The following is a 16,029-nucleotide window of genomic DNA, read 5'->3' on the forward strand; positions in this document are numbered from 1 at the left end:
AAAAACCGCTCCAGCGGCGTTACGCTCTCCTTGCTGGAACAATTTTGCGTAAGTCCTTTTTCTATTAGAATAGGGTCTGCAATTTTTTTAAATTTAAGCTAAACCAAGACCACAATCATGCAAGATTCAAAATTAGACTTTTTTGCAACCGTAGCTGAAAAATCAGACGGCGCTTCCTTGCGCGGTGACTACGCTGATATTTCTGAAGACTATGTCGTCAAGCAAAACTGGGCAGCTTACACTGCAGAAGAACACGCGTTGTGGCGCAAACTGTATCAACGCCAGGCGGCATTATTGCCAGGTCGTGCCTGTGACGAATTTATCGTTAGCTTAAATGCGCTCCACGCAACAGATGGTATTCCTAATCTGGAAGCCACCTCCAAAGCGCTGTTTGAAGCCACTGGCTGGAGCATTGTTGCGGTTCCCGGACTAATCCCAGAACTGGCATTTTTCACCCATTTAGCTAATCGCCGCTTCCCGATTACGGTCTGGTTGCGCAAGCCGGAAGAATTTGACTATATTGTTGAACCGGATATTTTCCATGACTATTTTGGCCATGTTCCGCTGTTATTCAATCCGATTTTTGCTGACCATATTCAGGAATATGGCAAAGGCGGATTAAAAGCGATGCAACTCGGCGGCTTAGACCAATTGGCACGTTTATATTGGTACACAATTGAATTCGGTTTAATACAAAGCCCTGAAGGCTTGCGCGTATATGGTGCAGGAATTCTGTCCTCTGGCGGTGAACTTACCTATAGCTTAGAACCGTCAAGCAGTCGCCATATTGCGCTGGATGTTGAGCGTTGCATGCGCACACTGTACAAAATAGATTCATATCAAGAAACCTATTTTGTGATTCGCGACTTCAAGCAGTTGTTTGAAGATACAGCTCCCGACTTTACACCAATGTATCAACGCATTAAACAGCAAGAACCGTTGCCAGCCAATAGTTTGCTTGATGGTGAAATTGAATTACTGAATACCTAACTATCCACTAAAAAAGCAACAGTCACGTCAAGAGTCATTTCCATAGGGCAAATTTTGCCTATAATAATATGCGGCAACATTGTGTTGCCGCATCAGGAGATGACCATGAATATCAATTCAAAATCCAATCAAGCAATCGCTATCAACGCTGTCCACGATAATGCACGCCTCGCTAAATATGTTTTAGCTGGCGCTGTCCTTGTATGCGCAGGCATAACTACCTGCCACGCAGCAAACTCCGGTGTCATCACGTTTATGGGAAGTATTGCGACAAATTCATGTTCGCTTTCCAGCGGAAATGTGCCGCAACTCAGTAAATGTGAAGCCCATGTTGCCGCCAGTACCAAAGTAACCAGCTCGACCTTGACGCCGGTAAAAGTGACTGAAACAATCCATACTGACACAGTAAAAAATAGCGATGGGCAAACCGTCCCAAGAAAAATTATTTTTGCAAACTATAGTTAATTACGAAGCTTGGGTGTGAAAACGATGAATACATTCATGCCCAAATTCATTACTTTCGCACATTAAGTTAATCTACATCATGATTGGTTAGCATTAGCTACTCTATGTTTCGTTTCCCATAGGAACCCTAGTGACCTTATGTCTGTAGTCTCATGAAAAAAACAGTCAAAGCACCCTATGAAGCGATTTGTCCAATCAAAGGAAATAAGCAATGTGGCTGAGACAAAAAGATGTTAAACAGAATGATGAAGATGTTTTTATTCAGCAAAGCCCTGTTGCTCCGCTACCTAAGATTTTTTCAATAGATATTGCATTACATCAAGCTAAGTTATTGACAGACTGTAGCTAACTTCCTCCCCTCAGATTGATTCACACTTAAACCGTGCCGCACCAGTAACGGCTCGATTGTCAGGTCACGTCACGATCAATACTCGACACTTTATAGATTTCAAGACATAGCTTGAATTCCACTTTAATTTCTAGCATCAATGATGATGTACTCAACAGCTATCTCAACTTAACACGCAATAAATGCAAATGGGCGCAAGATAGCATTGAATTACTTTGCAAAATTGACATCAATAGTAAAGGGCGACTTATACTAATTGTAATTTTTTGAATAAAATAATTATGAATATTCTTGACTCAGTAAATTACCAACTGGTCTCTCCAAAAAATTTCTCCGCAGAGCAAAAACAGTTTGTTAATAAATTTAAAGAAACTACCTGCTTAATTTCCTCGCAAGCCGACATGATTTTAGGCGCAAAAGATATTCATTCAAGGCATTTTATTTCCACGGATGCCTATGCAAAACTCGTTGCGTTGCCGAACGGGTATGAAATCACCGACAGGTTTGATCGTGACATGCCCTGTGAAGGGACTGCACAGTTTGCTGACTGTTTTATTGAAGAAGATAACGCACTGTTGAATTCGGGCGATTTACATCAAAAGAAATCCACTCTCAATGTGCATGAATATAGTGGTGGAATACAGGCACTTGTATTCAATAAACACATCCTGAAGCACCTCCCCTCTCAGTCAATTTTAGGCACTGTTTATAGCGCACACGAAATTGAAATAACTAACTTTTTTAAGCTTATGCCAAATTACATTGAGGAGTTTGGTATTGGGTGTAGCATCGAAAACGTTACTGGTACATTGAGCGTTGGAGATAAGCTGCTAACAGATTATGAGCATGAAGTCTGTTTTTTAATAATGATGAATTGGGATTTCAAACAAATCGCTAATTTTATGAATAAGCATCGACCAAAACCCAGACTCCGAGTTGCCGATACCATTCACAAATGCAAAAACAGAATTTGCTACAAGCTAGGATTATTTGACTGAAATACTATTTATTTTCGAGATAAATTAATTGATATCGGGATACATCGAAAAATGCCTAAATAATTTTTTAGTCACTTGATCGGCTCTAGTCACTTATAACAAAAAACGATCTTCATTTAAATGGCTTTCGGGGCAGCTAAACATCAACACAAGCTTTGTATTTCCGGTATTTTTTAATTGGTGAAGTGTGTTTTCCTGGACAACAAAAGATTGATGATGGTACACATCAACTTTAGTTAGCGCCTTACTTCCCACATCCACCAATGTCATTTCTCCGCTTCCCTGAATGATGTGGTAGTGCTCATTACCTTTTTTATGGTAATGAGCATTGACTGATTTGCCAGGATCAATAGACGTTAAATACGTACTTAAGAACGCATCCCCCGCAAGCTTGGCAATTTTAATGCCGACAGTTGAGTCATAAATACACGTGTCTAGCGCGGTGTTCCAGTCGGTTAAATTCATTAATAGTGATCCTTAAAAAATAAATGGCCATAGGTCGTTTGGATAGCTGTAGCTGAACTTAGCATAACAAATGAGTAAAAACAATGTGGTTTCATTTTTAGTATTTTCTCTAATTATTTTGAATTTTTCAGGTTCACACTTTATTTTTAATTAAATTCATTCTCACTTTTTCCATTCCGCATTTTATTGCTGCACCGCCCTTATTTTAAAAAACGGTTAGTCCAATTTTGTGGACTAACATTCTTTGCGTAAGTCTCGTAAGCTGCCATAACTTCCAAATTAATTTGAAAGCAGTTGCCAAAGATCGTTTTCAGCGAAAGTGCAATTTGAGTCAAAAATTTAGTCGATGTTTTAACTCCGCGATAAATAACCGTTAAAGCAATTAGTGCGAACGCGGTCAACGTGAACGGAAATTTCCATTGGCAGCATTTTTATCGGAGGTCGTCAGGTGATACATAGTGAGTCAAGTACTTTGAAATCTTCAGTAGGTCCCAAATTGCCGACGGTGTGCATTGCGAACGCAATCGACACGCTTCGTTTGACAATCTTTCGTGCACCTACCGAAGGAGATCGGGAACGCATCCACAACTCCAACTACCCTCAACAGGACCAGGCAGTTTTCTGGCGCCCACTGGACAAGCTAATCGTTTCCGAAAGCCCAATTGTTGGCTTTGACTGGGTTACGCAAATGCTAGGTATCAAGAAGGCGAAGAATATCTGGCCGGAGAATAGTTGTGGATCATTGTTTAAGGACGTTGTCACGAGCAAAAATCTTCAAATGGAGATTTCTGAGTGGTGCGCAGACTCGGGGGGATTCGAGCTGATCGTGCACACAACCACACCAGAAACATGACCTATGTGTGTTCGATGCTGTTTGGGCGGCCAACTGAGTTAATCGGCAATTTTGTACATCCCGCACAAATGCAAGAAACTTGGTATTCATCCCAATGAAGATTACGGCTGATCATGCATGGACTGATGCTCTGACGCAAATAAGTGACCTTGGGCGCGCTCGTGGTGTGGAGGTGTCGCTGCACACACACTTCAATCACCCAACAGAGATTACATCCTTCGTAGTACAGGCATCTAACACGCTCTTTTCACGTGGTGTTATGGTGCGCAACCAGACTGTGCTCTTACGTGGAGTCAACGACAATTCCCAAACACTGGGAATGCTAGTCAAGCGCCTAGGTGACCTACACATCCACCCTTACTATGTCTACTTATGCGATCCTGTATTGGGAATCGAAGACATGCGGGTTGATGTGGCCACAGCTTGCCGTCTAGAGAAAGAAATCCGCGGCTTAACCGCAGGGTACAACATGCCGGCTTTTGTGGTGGACGCGCCAGGTGGTGGCGGAAAACGTCTAGTGCACAGCTATGAAGCTTACAACGCTGATTCTGGTTTGGTTTCATTCGCTGCGCCGGCCGTCAAACGCGGAAAGCTATTTCTTTACCCAGATCCTCTGCACACATTGAGTCCGGCTAATCGTCAGCGATGGTTTGACCCGGAAACGGCACGATAGATGGTGCTGGCCGCTGCACCGGATGCGAACTGGTCGCTTCGTCAATGACCTTTCGGAAGCGTTCAATTTCAGCAGCATCGCACGCTCGTCACTGGGAAGCAATTGCTGATCTCGTGCGAACCTTGGTCATCGGTGCCTTTCCGATCATTAGCTTCTACCTGGCAGAGGTTGCTATGTCGTTGACTGACGCTGCTTTTGTAGGCCATATCTCAAGCAAGGAATTGGCCGCTGTTGGCTTATCAATGGGATCGCTGTTTCCGCTACTGTTTGGTGCCATTGCATTGGTTTCCACCGGTGGGATTTTCGTCGCAGAGGCGCAAGTCAATAAGAATCACTTAGAAGTCAAGAGCTCACTGGATCTGAGTCTGTGGACATGCATTCTCTTCTCGCCGCTGTTAATGTTTGGCGGCGCAATGCTACCAGCATTGTTCGAGATTACGGGGCAGGATTCGTCAATTGTGAATCTCAGCTCGCAATATTTGAACGTTGTTATTTGGAGCATTCCTCCGATTCTTGGTTTTAGTGTCTTTCGAACTTTTGTAGCAGCGCTAAATAAAAACAGTATCGTGTTTAGCGTGAGCCTGGTCGGAGTTGTACTCAACGCAGTACTGAACTACATTCTTGTGTTCGGCAAGTTCGGCGCTCCTGCCTTAGGCATCGTTGGTTCGGCTATCAGTACAACAGTATCATCGGCCATTATGTTGGCTCTCATGGCACTGTATTGCGCACGTCGCCTCGATTATCGTTTTTCTCTATCTACCTACAGTGTAGTTAAAAGTTTTGCTGCGTTAGAGTTACTTCGATTGGGAGGGCCAGCGTTCGGGATTGGATTGATCGAAAGTAGTCAGTTTGGCATCGTGACCATTCTTGCAGGACAGTATGGCGTCAACTTCCTTGCGGCAACAACCATTGCCATTTTTGTCAGTGACCTGTTTATTGTTATTGCGTTGGGTTTGGGGGACCAACTGACCGTCGACATCGCTGCTTTTGCAGCTTCTGGAGATCGCGTCAGTTGCCGCAAGCTCGCTATTGCTGGCATCGGGCTAATGACACTGACGTGTGTTCCGATGGCTGCTGCATGCATTTTCTATCCTAACGTACTTGTAAGTATGTTCTTAGACAGTTCCAATGTGGATGCTGCGTCCGTGTTGAACATCTCTCAAGAGCTCTTGGCTGTACTTGCTGTTTTTCTTTTCGCCGACGGAGCTCAGGTTGTGCTATCACGAAGTTTAAAAGGACTCCGCGACACGCTAGTTCCCATGTGGATAGCTGCGACAGGATATTGGATTGTGGGTATTGGCGGTGGGTGGTGGCTTGCGAATCGCGCGGAATGGGGCGGTATTGGTTTATGGTATGGGCTAGCAGCTGGTCTTACGCTATCGTCCGTTGCGATGGGCTTTCGAATGCACTTCAAAGTTAAATCCACGGAGATTTAAATTCGATATTTTAAAAGTATAGTCGTGCTAATACTATTAGCGCTCTGCCATTACTAATTGAAAGGAAATATCATGTCAAAAACATCGTATTATTCACTTTAATGCTACCCGCTTTTCTCAGTTATGCAGCCGATGACATTGAAGAGGTGAGAACTCAAGCCACAAAACAGTATTTGCAAGAACAAGGCTTAATTTCCGGTTACCTGACCGGCTCCAGTGTCGGCGGCAATGCGCCGATGATGACAATGCAGTCCACGATAGGTAGCGGAATCGGCAAGCCGCTATTTTTCGCTGCGCTTCAGAATAGCTCAGCCGGGCATGCCGTCTTCGCATCGATGCCTATCATTTTATTGATACTTGCCATCTCCGGTGGCGCACGACAGGGGGAAGAGTCTGATCTGGTTCGATACGGCCTACTCATGGTTGGACTCGTCGCTATTGTTATCGTTTTGACGGCGATGGTACTAGTCTTTTATTGTTAACCGAAAATTTCCAGCTAGACGTAGCCGCATGCTTTCTTTTTGCAAACAAGAACATGTTGCGACTGCTTTGCATTTCAATAGTTAGTCTTTCAAGAGGAAAATGCCATGCACGTTCCAAAACACTTTGAAGAGCGAGATATCAGCGTTCTTCACTCACTCATCAGGTCGCACCCTTTGGGTACTTGAGTTACCCAAGCTGACGGTGCATTGATCGTTAACCACATTCCGTTTCTGGTTGACGCGACCCGTGGCGAGTATGGAACTCTTATTGGCCATGTTGCTCGGGCCAATTCGATTTGGAAATCATTTTCGAGTGAGATCGCGTCCGTCATCATTTTTCAAGGACCTCAGGGCTACATCACGCCATCTTGGTATCCGAGCAAACACAGACATGGCAAGGCCGTGCCTACCTGGAACTATACCGTCGTTCACGCCCACGGCATTCCTCGCGCCATTGAAGACAAAGACTGGCTCCTGCAACATGTCACTACGCTAAGCGACCTGTATGAATCAAAACGAGCTATGCCTTGGAGAGTCTCCGATGCACCGTCAGAGTACATCGACTCCATGCTTAATACCATTATTGGCATTGAAATTCCCATCAACGCTGTTGTCGGCCAGTGGAAGATGAGTCAAAACAAACCGTTGTCAGACAAATTGGGCATCATCGAAGGCTTGCATGAGCATGTCGATGAAAATTCGCAGCAGATGGTGGCACTCGTGAAACGGGGCAACCACAAAATTTAGGTAAGTTTTGGTAACCCTCAAGGTACCGGGGGCAAGTTGCTGCACCGGATTTTCTTCCGCATGTAATACGCCATGTTGTTTCAGAAGTTCTGGCGATAATTTCCGGCTATCTGACCGGTTCCGATACATAGTTCCAAGCCCGAAAGATATGCATTCAAGGCATTTTATTTCCACGGATGCCTATGCAAAACTCGTTGCGTTGCCGACAGGGTATCAAGTCACCAGTTGATTTGATCGTGACATGCCCTGTGAAGGGACTGCACAGTTTGCCGACTGTTTTATTGAAGAAGATAACGCACTGTTGAATTCGGGCGATATACATCAAAAGAAATCCACTCTCAATGTGCATGAATATAGTGGTGGAATACAGGCACTTGTATTCAATAAACACATCCTGAAACACCTCCCCTCTCAGTCAATTTTAGGCACTGTTTATAGCGCACACGAAATTGAAATAACTAACTTTTTTAAGCTTATGCCAAATTACATTGAGGAGTTTGGTATTGGGTGTAGCATCGAAAACGTTACTGGTACATTGAGCGTTGGAGATAAGCTGCTAACAGATTATGAGCATGAAGTCTGTTTTTTAATAATGATGAATTGGGATTTCAAACAAATAACAATGCGTATTCACTGTCACTTTACCCCCCTCCTTTTATTGCAGTGCTCCTTGTTTTTTACAATCAGCTAGTCCAATTTTGTGGACTTATATTCTTTGCGCAAGTCTCGTATGCTGCCATGACTTCCAAATTAATTTAAAAGAAATTATCAAAGGTCGTTTTCAACAGGAGTGCAATTTGAACCAAGAATTTAGTCGTTATTTTAGCTCTTGGATAAATTATAGATTGCCAGCAAGAAGAGCATTGATTTTTTGTGCGATGGTGATGTTTGGCGCAGAAAGTTCAGTCATCGCGGCTAATGTCCTTGGTGGCAACAACAATAGCAACATCAAAAACGGGCAGCGCCGAGCAGCTGCATGTTTGGCAGAAAGTACGACTTAGACTAAATGAATTTTAGTTTTGAACGATGGGTCCACTTTAGTGGACCGCAGTTAATTTCAGTTGGAATATCTAACCTGTGAGAGTACGAAATGAAAATGATTAATAAAGACTTTATTGTGAGCGAGCAAGATATCGCCTCGTTTCAAGACCGGGGCTTCCTACTACTAAAGAAATTCTTTAACGAAGACATGATAGCTTACCTGCAGCGACGCACAAGCGAACAAATTGCCGCGCCGACCGATAAATACCAAAGTGGATTTAACCGCCTCGCCTTCGATATGTTTGAAGGCGACCAACAGATCGATGATCTGCTGCAGGACCCAACTTACCGGAAGACCGTGCTAGCACTGACCAAGCGCAATCTGCTGTTCACCCAGTCTATCGGTTTCGAGTTGAAGAAAAACACCAGTGCGGGTTTCCCTTGGCATATTGGTACCCAGAGCTTCGGCTATCATCGCGCCGAAGATTTCGGCTGCACCATCTGGACGCCGCTGGCACCAATCGATACAAGCAAGCAGCGCAGCGGCATGGCCTATACGCCCAAGAACATTATTTCGGGCGAATTCATGTACAACAATGTCGACCCGGCCGTGTTCGATTGTCTAGAAAAACGCGCGAATTCCGGGCAGAAAGTGGAAATGGCAGAGTTCATGGAATTGCGTGACGGTCCGCTTAATGCTGTGGCCATGAAGACGCTGCTCGATTATTTCTGCGTAGAAGATGATTTTGAGCTGGGCGACGCGCTCATTTTCGATAAATATGTCATTCACCGCAGCGTCATGCTGGAAGTGGGTCCACTGGAATTGCGCGCAGCCTTCGTCATGCGTTTTGTCTGCGAAACTTCGCAATACGATTACAAGCGCGCCCATAGTCTTGAAATACCGCGCAAATATTTTGGCTACGCCGGTCCTACAAAGTTTCACTTGGAAGTTTGCGAGAGCGATGGTGATCTGATTAAAAATAGCCCACTTTTCCCCGACCGCGAAAAGCGCTTGATCGCCGCATAACCGATGACCTAATCAACCATGTTCGCGAGAATCGCGAACATGGCCGGCGGGATCGCAAGTGTATGCCAAGTTATGACTCACCCATTTTCTACCTCAGGAATATCGTGAACGGATTTTTTACCTATATTTTAATCGCCAGCCTGACAATCGCTAGTCCTGGCCCCGGCATTGTGTTATCGATTAGCAACTCTCTGAAATACGGACTGAAGGGCGCATTCCCCGGTATCGTAGGTGTAGCGGGAGGCATGTTCCTAGTGGCCTTGGCGTCGGCCACCAGCATGGGTGCCTTGCTGGCATCTTCCGTCACTGGATTTGCCATAGCCAAATCGATCGGGGCCGCCTACTTGATTTACCTGGGAATCAAGCTGCTGCGCTCCTCTTCAATCAAGCTCAAAGGCGATAGCGGCGAAGTTCCGCTGCATCGTCCTAGTACAGGCGCGCGCTTCAAAGAAGGGATTATCTTGACCGTGTCCAATCCCAAGCCAATCATGTTCTTCATCGCGCTGTTTCCTCAATTTATCAATGTAGCTTCGCCGTATGTCACGCAGTTTCTGTTTCTGTCGTCTACTTTTTGCGTGCTGGTGTTTTTGATTCATTCGATTTACGCGATGTTTGCCTACGCTATCAAGGCCAGAATCATGTCGGCCGGCGGGTTTACCATTATCAACCGCATCGGCGGCACCTGCTTCCTGCTGTTCGCTGGGCTGATCTTTTACACCACCAAATTCAGCTAGCGACTCACAAGGCACCGCCTGGGAAAACCATCATGACCGATCTGTTCTTTGCCGCCGTCCTTGTGTTTGTCTGCGTCCCCACCGCATTGAGTCGGCTACTGCGCATCGAACGGATATTTCCATTAGTATTTCTACAACTGGTGTTCGGCCTGTTTTTGAGTCAGAGTGGCCTGCTCGGCTGGCTCAAAACGCAGCACATCGACTTCCTCAACGGTTCGCTCGGTTTTTCGCTACAGGGATTGGGTTGGCTTGGCGTTGTGATAATGATTGCGCTGGCTGGTGGCGATTCGATGTCCGGTACGCGCAACAGCAAGGCGTGGTACTTCGTACCCATCAGCGTGGTCGGCTTCAGCGTCACCTGCACTCTTGGCGGCCTAGTCGGCTATCATCTGGCCACGCTGTACCCTGGAGTAGTTGGCAGCCAAGCCACGCCGCTGCGCAGCGCGTTTGCGCTAGGCGTGACCTTGTCGGTCACTGCGCTGCCGGTACTGATTGCAATTTTACGCGACACTGGACTGGCCGCTAGCACCGTTGGTAAACTGGCGGTCAATTGCGCCATGCTCGACGACATCTGGATGTGGCTCGGCATCGCGCTGATCCTTTCGTTCGACTCGACCAACGGCCACGTGGTGAGGATATTCCCGCTGCTGGCCGGCTATCTCGTCCTAATGCTGCTGGTGCTGCGACCAGTGTTGCGCCACCGGTATGGCTCAAAGTCGGCGACCAGTCTCAATGTAATCTTGGTATTTGTGTCCGTGATCTGTTTCTCCGCAATGCTGACTGATCTGATCGGCCTGCACCCCCTGTTCGGTGCTTTCATCGGTGGTGCGATCTTCCCTCAGCAGGTATTGGATCAGTGGCGCGAGTCCTTGACGAGTATATGTCAAGTATTGCTCCTACCATTCTACTTCATCATGACAGGCATGCGCCTGCAATTCGATATCAGCGACCAAGCTTTCTGGCTCTTGACTACGATCGTCACAGCTACAGCGGTGGCGGGGAAATTCATCGGCGTGGCACTGGCGGCGCGCTGCAGCGGTTTGCCGTGGCGCGAATCAAGTATGCTCGGCTGTCTAATGCAGTGCAAGGGTTTGATGGAACTGATTGCCATCAACATCTTTTTCGATACCAGGCTGATCGGCCCCAAGATTTACTCTGCACTGGCCATGATGGCATTGATCAGCACGCTACTTACCGTGCCGGCGATGACCATTATCAGTCGCGTGCGCCGAACAGCGACGCCGTGCCCCACCATAGACGCAGCCAAGCAAGTATGATGCCGTCAAGGACGCGATGCGCTGATAGCAGATCAAAAAATGGCTGCACTCGGCCTGATGACCGCCTTGATTAGTTGCTGCGTATTCCCTGTGTTTGATGCGGTGTCAGCCGCGCTGGTAGCGGAGCCCGAAAAACGCATCCGTGCAGGGCTGCATGGCATATTGATCGGAACGGTATTATCCATTTGCTTAATTGCGTTGAACTGAGCCGGTGTAGTTGAATTAACGGGCGTGTTGGCTGGCATTATTACGACGATGGTTTGTCTGCTGGTATTCTGTAAAGGTCGCATCATCATGCCGCCATGGGCTGCTATTGCTCCCTATGGGACTTTGTTTGGCTTGGTCTTCATCACTAGCATACTCCTACTGCGTGGCGTCCAGCTCTCAACCGTTGCAATCACAGATGGAGGTGTGAGCTTCGCACCGTTAACCTCACTAGGAATCGCCCTGGCAGCCACCTTACTCATTTTAATACCTAGAAAATTCAGCACCAAAAATAAACAAACCGATTAAATAATACGTGCTCAAAATAAGGGTCAATGAGTTTCATAACCGCTATATGATGATATTTCCTTTACCAATATCTTGACAAATACGCGCATAAAAATTATTTAATATCAATTCCAATTAAGCGATCATTTATGCTCCTTTCACCAAATAAAATTCGTGTTGTTTATTGCCTCAAGGGTATTTATTTGAGGCAACATTCGTTTATACTGAATTATTAAAATTTGTAACCACGAACATACTCTAAACCTATTGCATTCCTAACTCGTTAACTTTTATTGCCAAATCTACATGACAGATCACTTTTTGGACTTGTTTGCGCTAGATGAAGCCGTAACAGCGCTAGATGTCCACCTATCACGGGTAGACGGTACGCAGCGTATTTTTGCTGTGGTGGCAATGGCTTGGCAATTACGCCAACGCGATTACAATCGCTCATTACTTTTGGCAAGCGAAGCAGAAACTCTTCTGCAAACCGCCGACATGGATGAAACCGAAAAGACCCGCTGCAAAGCACGGGTTCGATTAATCCGCGCCGAGTTCAAAACCTTGGGTGCCGATTTGGATGGCGGTGAACACGAGATCAATTTGGCACTGGCGCTATTTGAAGCGATCAATGACAAATTAGGGGAAGGTGATTGCCAATGGCTACTCGCTTACATATGGCAAGATCGGGGGCGTTCGCAACACATTGATATTCACCTGTCGCTGGCCTTACAGCATTACCAACTGGCCAATGATCTCATTCGCGTTGCCGCAACCCAAGCGCGCAGCATGGCACGCGCCGCGTTTAGTGACGCTGCCGCTACAGCAATTCAATTAACTGAATTATTTCCTGACCCAGTACATCTGCACGACTCGATCCTTACCTGGATATTGACTGCGCGCGCAACGGTTGCCGCATTAACTGATGACCCCGGTGCCGCAATCAAACTCGATTTGCAGGCATACCAGGCGGCACTCAACTCGGGGCAAATTCGACATGCGCTGATCTGTGCTGCCAATGTGGCCGAAGATTTTTCCACCTTATCCGATCTTGATTCTGCACTCGAATGGGCCGAAAACGCCTTATCGCTAGCACGCACGACCAATTGGCCGTACAACAACGGCTTAGGTTTAATGCAGGTTGGCGATGTATTGCGCCGGCTTGAGCGGTTTGATGAAGCGGAAGCTTTCTTGCTCGAAGCAATCAGTCGTTTAGAGACAATGCCCAGGTCACGCGGGCATATCAATGCACTCAACCATCTCGGCATGCTGGCACTCGATATGGGTGACTTTGAAAAATCGCTCAGCTGGTTTTTAAAAATTGAACAAAACATTGAAGCACAGCGCGACCGGGATCAGTTAATCATCATGACACGCGGGCAAGCCACAGCCTTGTTGCGACTTGGGCGTAAAGACGAAGCCGCGGTGAAAGCCGCAGAAGCACTTGAGCTAGCCAATGCACAAGGCAGCGCGGATGAGCAAATCAAATCATTGCGGGTACTGGCAGAATTACATAGCAACTCAAATGGTGTTAAATCAAAAAATATGGCGCAACCAAGTGCTGCGCTACATTATCTTGATCAGGCAGTAAAAATTGCCAAAACCATTAGCGGCTATAAGGTTTCTTCTGATTTATTAAATCAAATTGCCAATGAATATGCCACCAACGGCGATTTTCGATCTGCCTATGAGGCAGGATTAGCGGCAACTGCAGCACGTAATAATTCGCGGCTTTCAGAAGCACAAAATCGTGCCATCGCGATTCAGGTACGACGCGAAATGGACCGCACACGTGCCGAAACGGAACAACATATTAAACTGGCGGCGGCCTTACAAAACACCAATTCAACCTTAGAAACCTTGGGCCTGATCGGGCGCAAAATTACGGCTAGTCTGAATTCACAAGAGGTACTAGAAGCACTGCACCACCATGCGGATGATTTATTAGATACATGGTCCTTCATCATCTACTTGTTCAATGAAGATAAATCAAAACTGCAGGTCGCTTTTGCCGTTGAAACAGGCTTAACCAAACCTTTCCCTTTTTATGAAGTGTCGGTTGATAACCCGACTTCGCTGTCAGCACGTTGCGCCCGTGAACAGCATGAAATAGTGATTAACTCCGCACTTGATCAAAGCTCACACAGCATCATTCCGGGAACACAAAAAGCCACTAGCTTATTATTTGCGCCGCTCATGGTTGGTCAGCGGATGTTGGGCGTTATGTCGATTCAGTCGCCTAATGAACATGCTTATGGTGAACGCGAATGTTCGATTTTCCGCACCTTGTGCGCTTATGGTGCGATTGCGCTGGATAACGCCGCGGCGTATAGCGCAGTTGATGCGGCACGGGAACGCTCGCTGATTCACGAGCAGGAATTACGCATCGCAGCAATTGCGTTTGAATCGCATGAAGGCATGTTTATTACCGATGCCAAACAAAAGATTTTAAGAATCAATAGCGCGTTTTCAAACATTACCGGCTATTCATCGGAAGAGATGCTTTTGCAATCTCCCAGCATGTTTAAATCGCCGCAACACGATGATGATTTTTACCGGATGGTGATGCAAACCGTTAAGGACACTGAAACTTGGCAAGGTGAAGTTTGGACGCAGCGTAAAAACGGCGAAGATTTTCCACTCTGGCTTACCGTCACAGCGGTGCGTACTTTTGAAAATGTGATCACCAATTATATTTTCTCCCTGGTCGACATTACCGATCGCAAATTAGCTGAAGATGAAATCCGCAGCCTCGCCTTCTACGACTCACTGACCAAACTACCAAACCGACGGCTATTAACAGAGCGCCTGAAACATGCGTTGGCAACCAGTTCACGCACAAAAAAAGAAGGCGCATTATTATTTATTGACTTAGACAACTTCAAAAAACTCAATGACACACGCGGTCATGATGTCGGCGATTTATTGCTTGAATTAGTCGGGCAGCGTTTATCGCTTTGTCTGCGTGAGGGAGATACCGCGGCGCGCTTAGGCGGCGATGAATTCGTGGTGCTGCTTGAAGAATTAAACGAAGATGCAAGTCACGCAGCAGACTTGGCTGAACTGGTTGCACTGAAAATACAATCGGAACTGAATCAGCCGTATTTATTAAAAGGGAAAACCCATCACATCTCGCCCAGTATCGGCGTCACGTTATTCCAGTCACATGATGTGAATGTGGATGACCTTCTTAAACACGCCGACCTTGCTATGTACCAGGCTAAAGATGCGGGCCGCAATACCATTCGGTTCTTTGATCCTGAAATGCAAAAAGCCGTCGACAGGCATGCTGCATTAGAAGCGGATTTACGTCAGGCGTTAGAAAGCCAGCAATTTGTACTGCATTACCAAATTCAAATGGATAGCAATGATCAGATCATCGGTGCAGAAGCGCTGATCCGTTGGAATCATCCGGAACGCGGCATGGTGTCGCCATCTGAATTTATTTCGGTAGCGGAAGAAAATGGGCTCATTTTACCGCTCGGCGATTGGATATTAGATACCGCCTGCAAACAATTACATATCTGGTCGTTACACCCGGACACTGCGCATTTGTCGTTGGCGGTCAATATTAGTGCACGCCAATTCCATGATGCGCATTTTGTTAACAACGTCATGACGGCTCTCCGAAGCAATAACGCGGATCCCTACAAACTAAAAATCGAACTGACAGAAAGTTTATTGCTGAAAGATATCGACGCCGTTATTAGCAAAATGCGTGAGTTGATGCTGAATGGCGTGCGTTTTTCATTAGATGATTTTGGGACTGGATACTCGTCGCTTGCCTACTTAAAACGTTTGCCGCTTGAGCAGTTAAAAATTGATCAAACTTTTGTGCGTGATATTTTTATTGATAGTAATGACTTAGCTATCGTGCGTGCCATCGTTACTCTTGGTTTGAGTATGGGGCTGGGGATTATTGCTGAAGGCGTGGAGACTGCGGAGCAACGTGAATTCTTGCAGTCTTGTGGATGTAGTATGTTTCAGGGGTATTTATTTGGTAGACCAACGCCTGTGGAATTGCTTAATTTTAATAAGAAAGTTTTGGTGCATTCGTAAA

General features: G+C 46.2%; 15 protein-coding genes and 1 pseudogene. 14 read left to right on the plus strand and 2 right to left on the minus strand.

Annotated features, from left to right (window positions below; translation table 11 throughout):
* Positions 1-117: 117 nt before the first annotated feature.
* The 4 genes from phhA to S2091_RS04120 all read left to right on the plus strand — a co-directional run bounded on the left by phhA (position 118) and on the right by S2091_RS04120 (position 2,802).
* Positions 118-990, plus strand: a complete 873-nt coding sequence (gene phhA / locus S2091_RS04110) for a phenylalanine 4-monooxygenase (protein ID WP_105530539.1) — start codon at positions 118-120, stop codon at positions 988-990.
* 105 nt (positions 991-1,095) lie between these two features.
* The gene (locus tag S2091_RS04115) at positions 1,096-1,455 is read left to right on the plus strand and encodes a hypothetical protein (protein ID WP_105530540.1); all 360 of its coding nucleotides are present in this window, start codon (positions 1,096-1,098) and stop codon (positions 1,453-1,455) included.
* A gap of 211 nt (positions 1,456-1,666) precedes the next feature.
* Positions 1,667-1,804 (plus strand): hypothetical protein, encoded by a 138-nt coding sequence (locus tag S2091_RS23955; RefSeq protein WP_165794904.1) that lies wholly within the window; start codon positions 1,667-1,669, stop codon positions 1,802-1,804.
* A gap of 281 nt (positions 1,805-2,085) precedes the next feature.
* Positions 2,086-2,802: a hypothetical protein gene (locus tag S2091_RS04120; protein ID WP_105530541.1), complete on the plus strand. Its 717-nt coding sequence runs from the start codon at positions 2,086-2,088 to the stop codon at positions 2,800-2,802.
* Between the two features lie 93 nt (positions 2,803-2,895).
* On the opposite strand, the gene S2091_RS04125 is transcribed toward S2091_RS04120, so the two are convergent.
* A complete protein-coding gene (locus tag S2091_RS04125; protein WP_105530542.1) occupies positions 2,896-3,267 on the minus strand; it encodes a polysaccharide biosynthesis C-terminal domain-containing protein in 372 nt (123 codons plus the stop codon).
* Between the two features lie 947 nt (positions 3,268-4,214).
* Here S2091_RS04125 and S2091_RS04140 point away from each other — a divergent pair.
* From S2091_RS04140 to S2091_RS04175, 9 genes and pseudogenes are all read left to right on the plus strand, one after another.
* On the plus strand, positions 4,215-4,793 hold the full coding sequence (locus S2091_RS04140; protein ID WP_105530545.1) for a hypothetical protein: 579 nt from the start codon (positions 4,215-4,217) through the stop codon (positions 4,791-4,793).
* Between the two features lie 44 nt (positions 4,794-4,837).
* Positions 4,838-6,229, plus strand: a complete 1,392-nt coding sequence (locus S2091_RS04145) for an MATE family efflux transporter (RefSeq protein ID WP_105530546.1) — start codon at positions 4,838-4,840, stop codon at positions 6,227-6,229.
* Positions 6,230-6,330: 101 nt separating this feature from the next.
* The gene (locus S2091_RS04150; protein ID WP_105530547.1) at positions 6,331-6,711 is read left to right on the plus strand and encodes a hypothetical protein; all 381 of its coding nucleotides are present in this window, start codon (positions 6,331-6,333) and stop codon (positions 6,709-6,711) included.
* A 105-nt stretch (positions 6,712-6,816) separates the two neighbouring features.
* Positions 6,817-7,458, plus strand: a pseudogene (locus S2091_RS04155) (FMN-binding negative transcriptional regulator).
* A gap of 241 nt (positions 7,459-7,699) precedes the next feature.
* Positions 7,700-8,149, plus strand: a complete 450-nt coding sequence (locus S2091_RS04160) for a hypothetical protein (protein WP_105530548.1) — start codon at positions 7,700-7,702, stop codon at positions 8,147-8,149.
* A gap of 106 nt (positions 8,150-8,255) precedes the next feature.
* Positions 8,256-8,459, plus strand: coding sequence for a hypothetical protein (locus tag S2091_RS23795; protein ID WP_133166856.1), 204 nt, complete (start codon positions 8,256-8,258; stop codon positions 8,457-8,459).
* A gap of 89 nt (positions 8,460-8,548) precedes the next feature.
* Positions 8,549-9,466 (plus strand): hypothetical protein, encoded by a 918-nt coding sequence (locus S2091_RS04165; RefSeq protein WP_105530549.1) that lies wholly within the window; start codon positions 8,549-8,551, stop codon positions 9,464-9,466.
* A 62-nt stretch (positions 9,467-9,528) separates the two neighbouring features.
* The gene (locus tag S2091_RS04170; protein WP_105530550.1) at positions 9,529-10,200 is read left to right on the plus strand and encodes a LysE family translocator; all 672 of its coding nucleotides are present in this window, start codon (positions 9,529-9,531) and stop codon (positions 10,198-10,200) included.
* Positions 10,201-10,232: 32 nt separating this feature from the next.
* Positions 10,233-11,477, plus strand: a complete 1,245-nt coding sequence (locus S2091_RS04175; protein WP_105530551.1) for a cation:proton antiporter — start codon at positions 10,233-10,235, stop codon at positions 11,475-11,477.
* Positions 11,478-11,509: 32 nt separating this feature from the next.
* On the opposite strand, the gene S2091_RS23800 is transcribed toward S2091_RS04175, so the two are convergent.
* Positions 11,510-11,773, minus strand: coding sequence for a hypothetical protein (locus tag S2091_RS23800; RefSeq protein WP_133166857.1), 264 nt, complete (start codon positions 11,771-11,773; stop codon positions 11,510-11,512).
* 502 nt (positions 11,774-12,275) lie between these two features.
* Between S2091_RS23800 and S2091_RS04185 the strand changes: the two genes are divergently transcribed.
* A complete protein-coding gene (locus tag S2091_RS04185) occupies positions 12,276-16,028 on the plus strand; it encodes an EAL domain-containing protein (RefSeq protein ID WP_105530553.1) in 3,753 nt (1,250 codons plus the stop codon).
* The last annotated feature ends 1 nt before the right edge of the window (position 16,029 follow it).

Source organism: Solimicrobium silvestre, from assembly GCF_002976435.1.
In the GTDB taxonomy this organism is placed as follows: Bacteria; Pseudomonadota; Gammaproteobacteria; order Burkholderiales; family Burkholderiaceae_D; genus Solimicrobium; species Solimicrobium silvestre.

What these genes read in the sequence shown, in the direction of transcription:
- phhA (WP_105530539.1), top strand. Translation starts at nt 118, where the DNA reads ATGCAAGATTCAAAATTAGACTTTTTTGCAACCGTAGCTGAAAAATCA.
- S2091_RS04115 (WP_105530540.1), top strand. Translation starts at nt 1,096, where the DNA reads ATGAATATCAATTCAAAATCCAATCAAGCAATCGCTATCAACGCTGTC.
- S2091_RS23955 (WP_165794904.1), top strand. Translation starts at nt 1,667, where the DNA reads ATGTGGCTGAGACAAAAAGATGTTAAACAGAATGATGAAGATGTTTTT.
- S2091_RS04120 (WP_105530541.1), top strand. Translation starts at nt 2,086, where the DNA reads ATGAATATTCTTGACTCAGTAAATTACCAACTGGTCTCTCCAAAAAAT.
- S2091_RS04125 (WP_105530542.1), bottom strand. Translation starts at nt 3,267, where the DNA reads ATGAATTTAACCGACTGGAACACCGCGCTAGACACGTGTATTTATGAC.
- S2091_RS04140 (WP_105530545.1), top strand. Translation starts at nt 4,215, where the DNA reads ATGAAGATTACGGCTGATCATGCATGGACTGATGCTCTGACGCAAATA.
- S2091_RS04145 (WP_105530546.1), top strand. Translation starts at nt 4,838, where the DNA reads ATGACCTTTCGGAAGCGTTCAATTTCAGCAGCATCGCACGCTCGTCAC.
- S2091_RS04150 (WP_105530547.1), top strand. Translation starts at nt 6,331, where the DNA reads ATGCTACCCGCTTTTCTCAGTTATGCAGCCGATGACATTGAAGAGGTG.
- S2091_RS04160 (WP_105530548.1), top strand. Translation starts at nt 7,700, where the DNA reads ATGCCCTGTGAAGGGACTGCACAGTTTGCCGACTGTTTTATTGAAGAA.
- S2091_RS04165 (WP_105530549.1), top strand. Translation starts at nt 8,549, where the DNA reads ATGAAAATGATTAATAAAGACTTTATTGTGAGCGAGCAAGATATCGCC.
- S2091_RS04170 (WP_105530550.1), top strand. Translation starts at nt 9,529, where the DNA reads ATGCCAAGTTATGACTCACCCATTTTCTACCTCAGGAATATCGTGAAC.
- S2091_RS04175 (WP_105530551.1), top strand. Translation starts at nt 10,233, where the DNA reads ATGACCGATCTGTTCTTTGCCGCCGTCCTTGTGTTTGTCTGCGTCCCC.
- S2091_RS23800 (WP_133166857.1), bottom strand. Translation starts at nt 11,773, where the DNA reads ATGATGATGCGACCTTTACAGAATACCAGCAGACAAACCATCGTCGTA.
- S2091_RS04185 (WP_105530553.1), top strand. Translation starts at nt 12,276, where the DNA reads ATGACAGATCACTTTTTGGACTTGTTTGCGCTAGATGAAGCCGTAACA.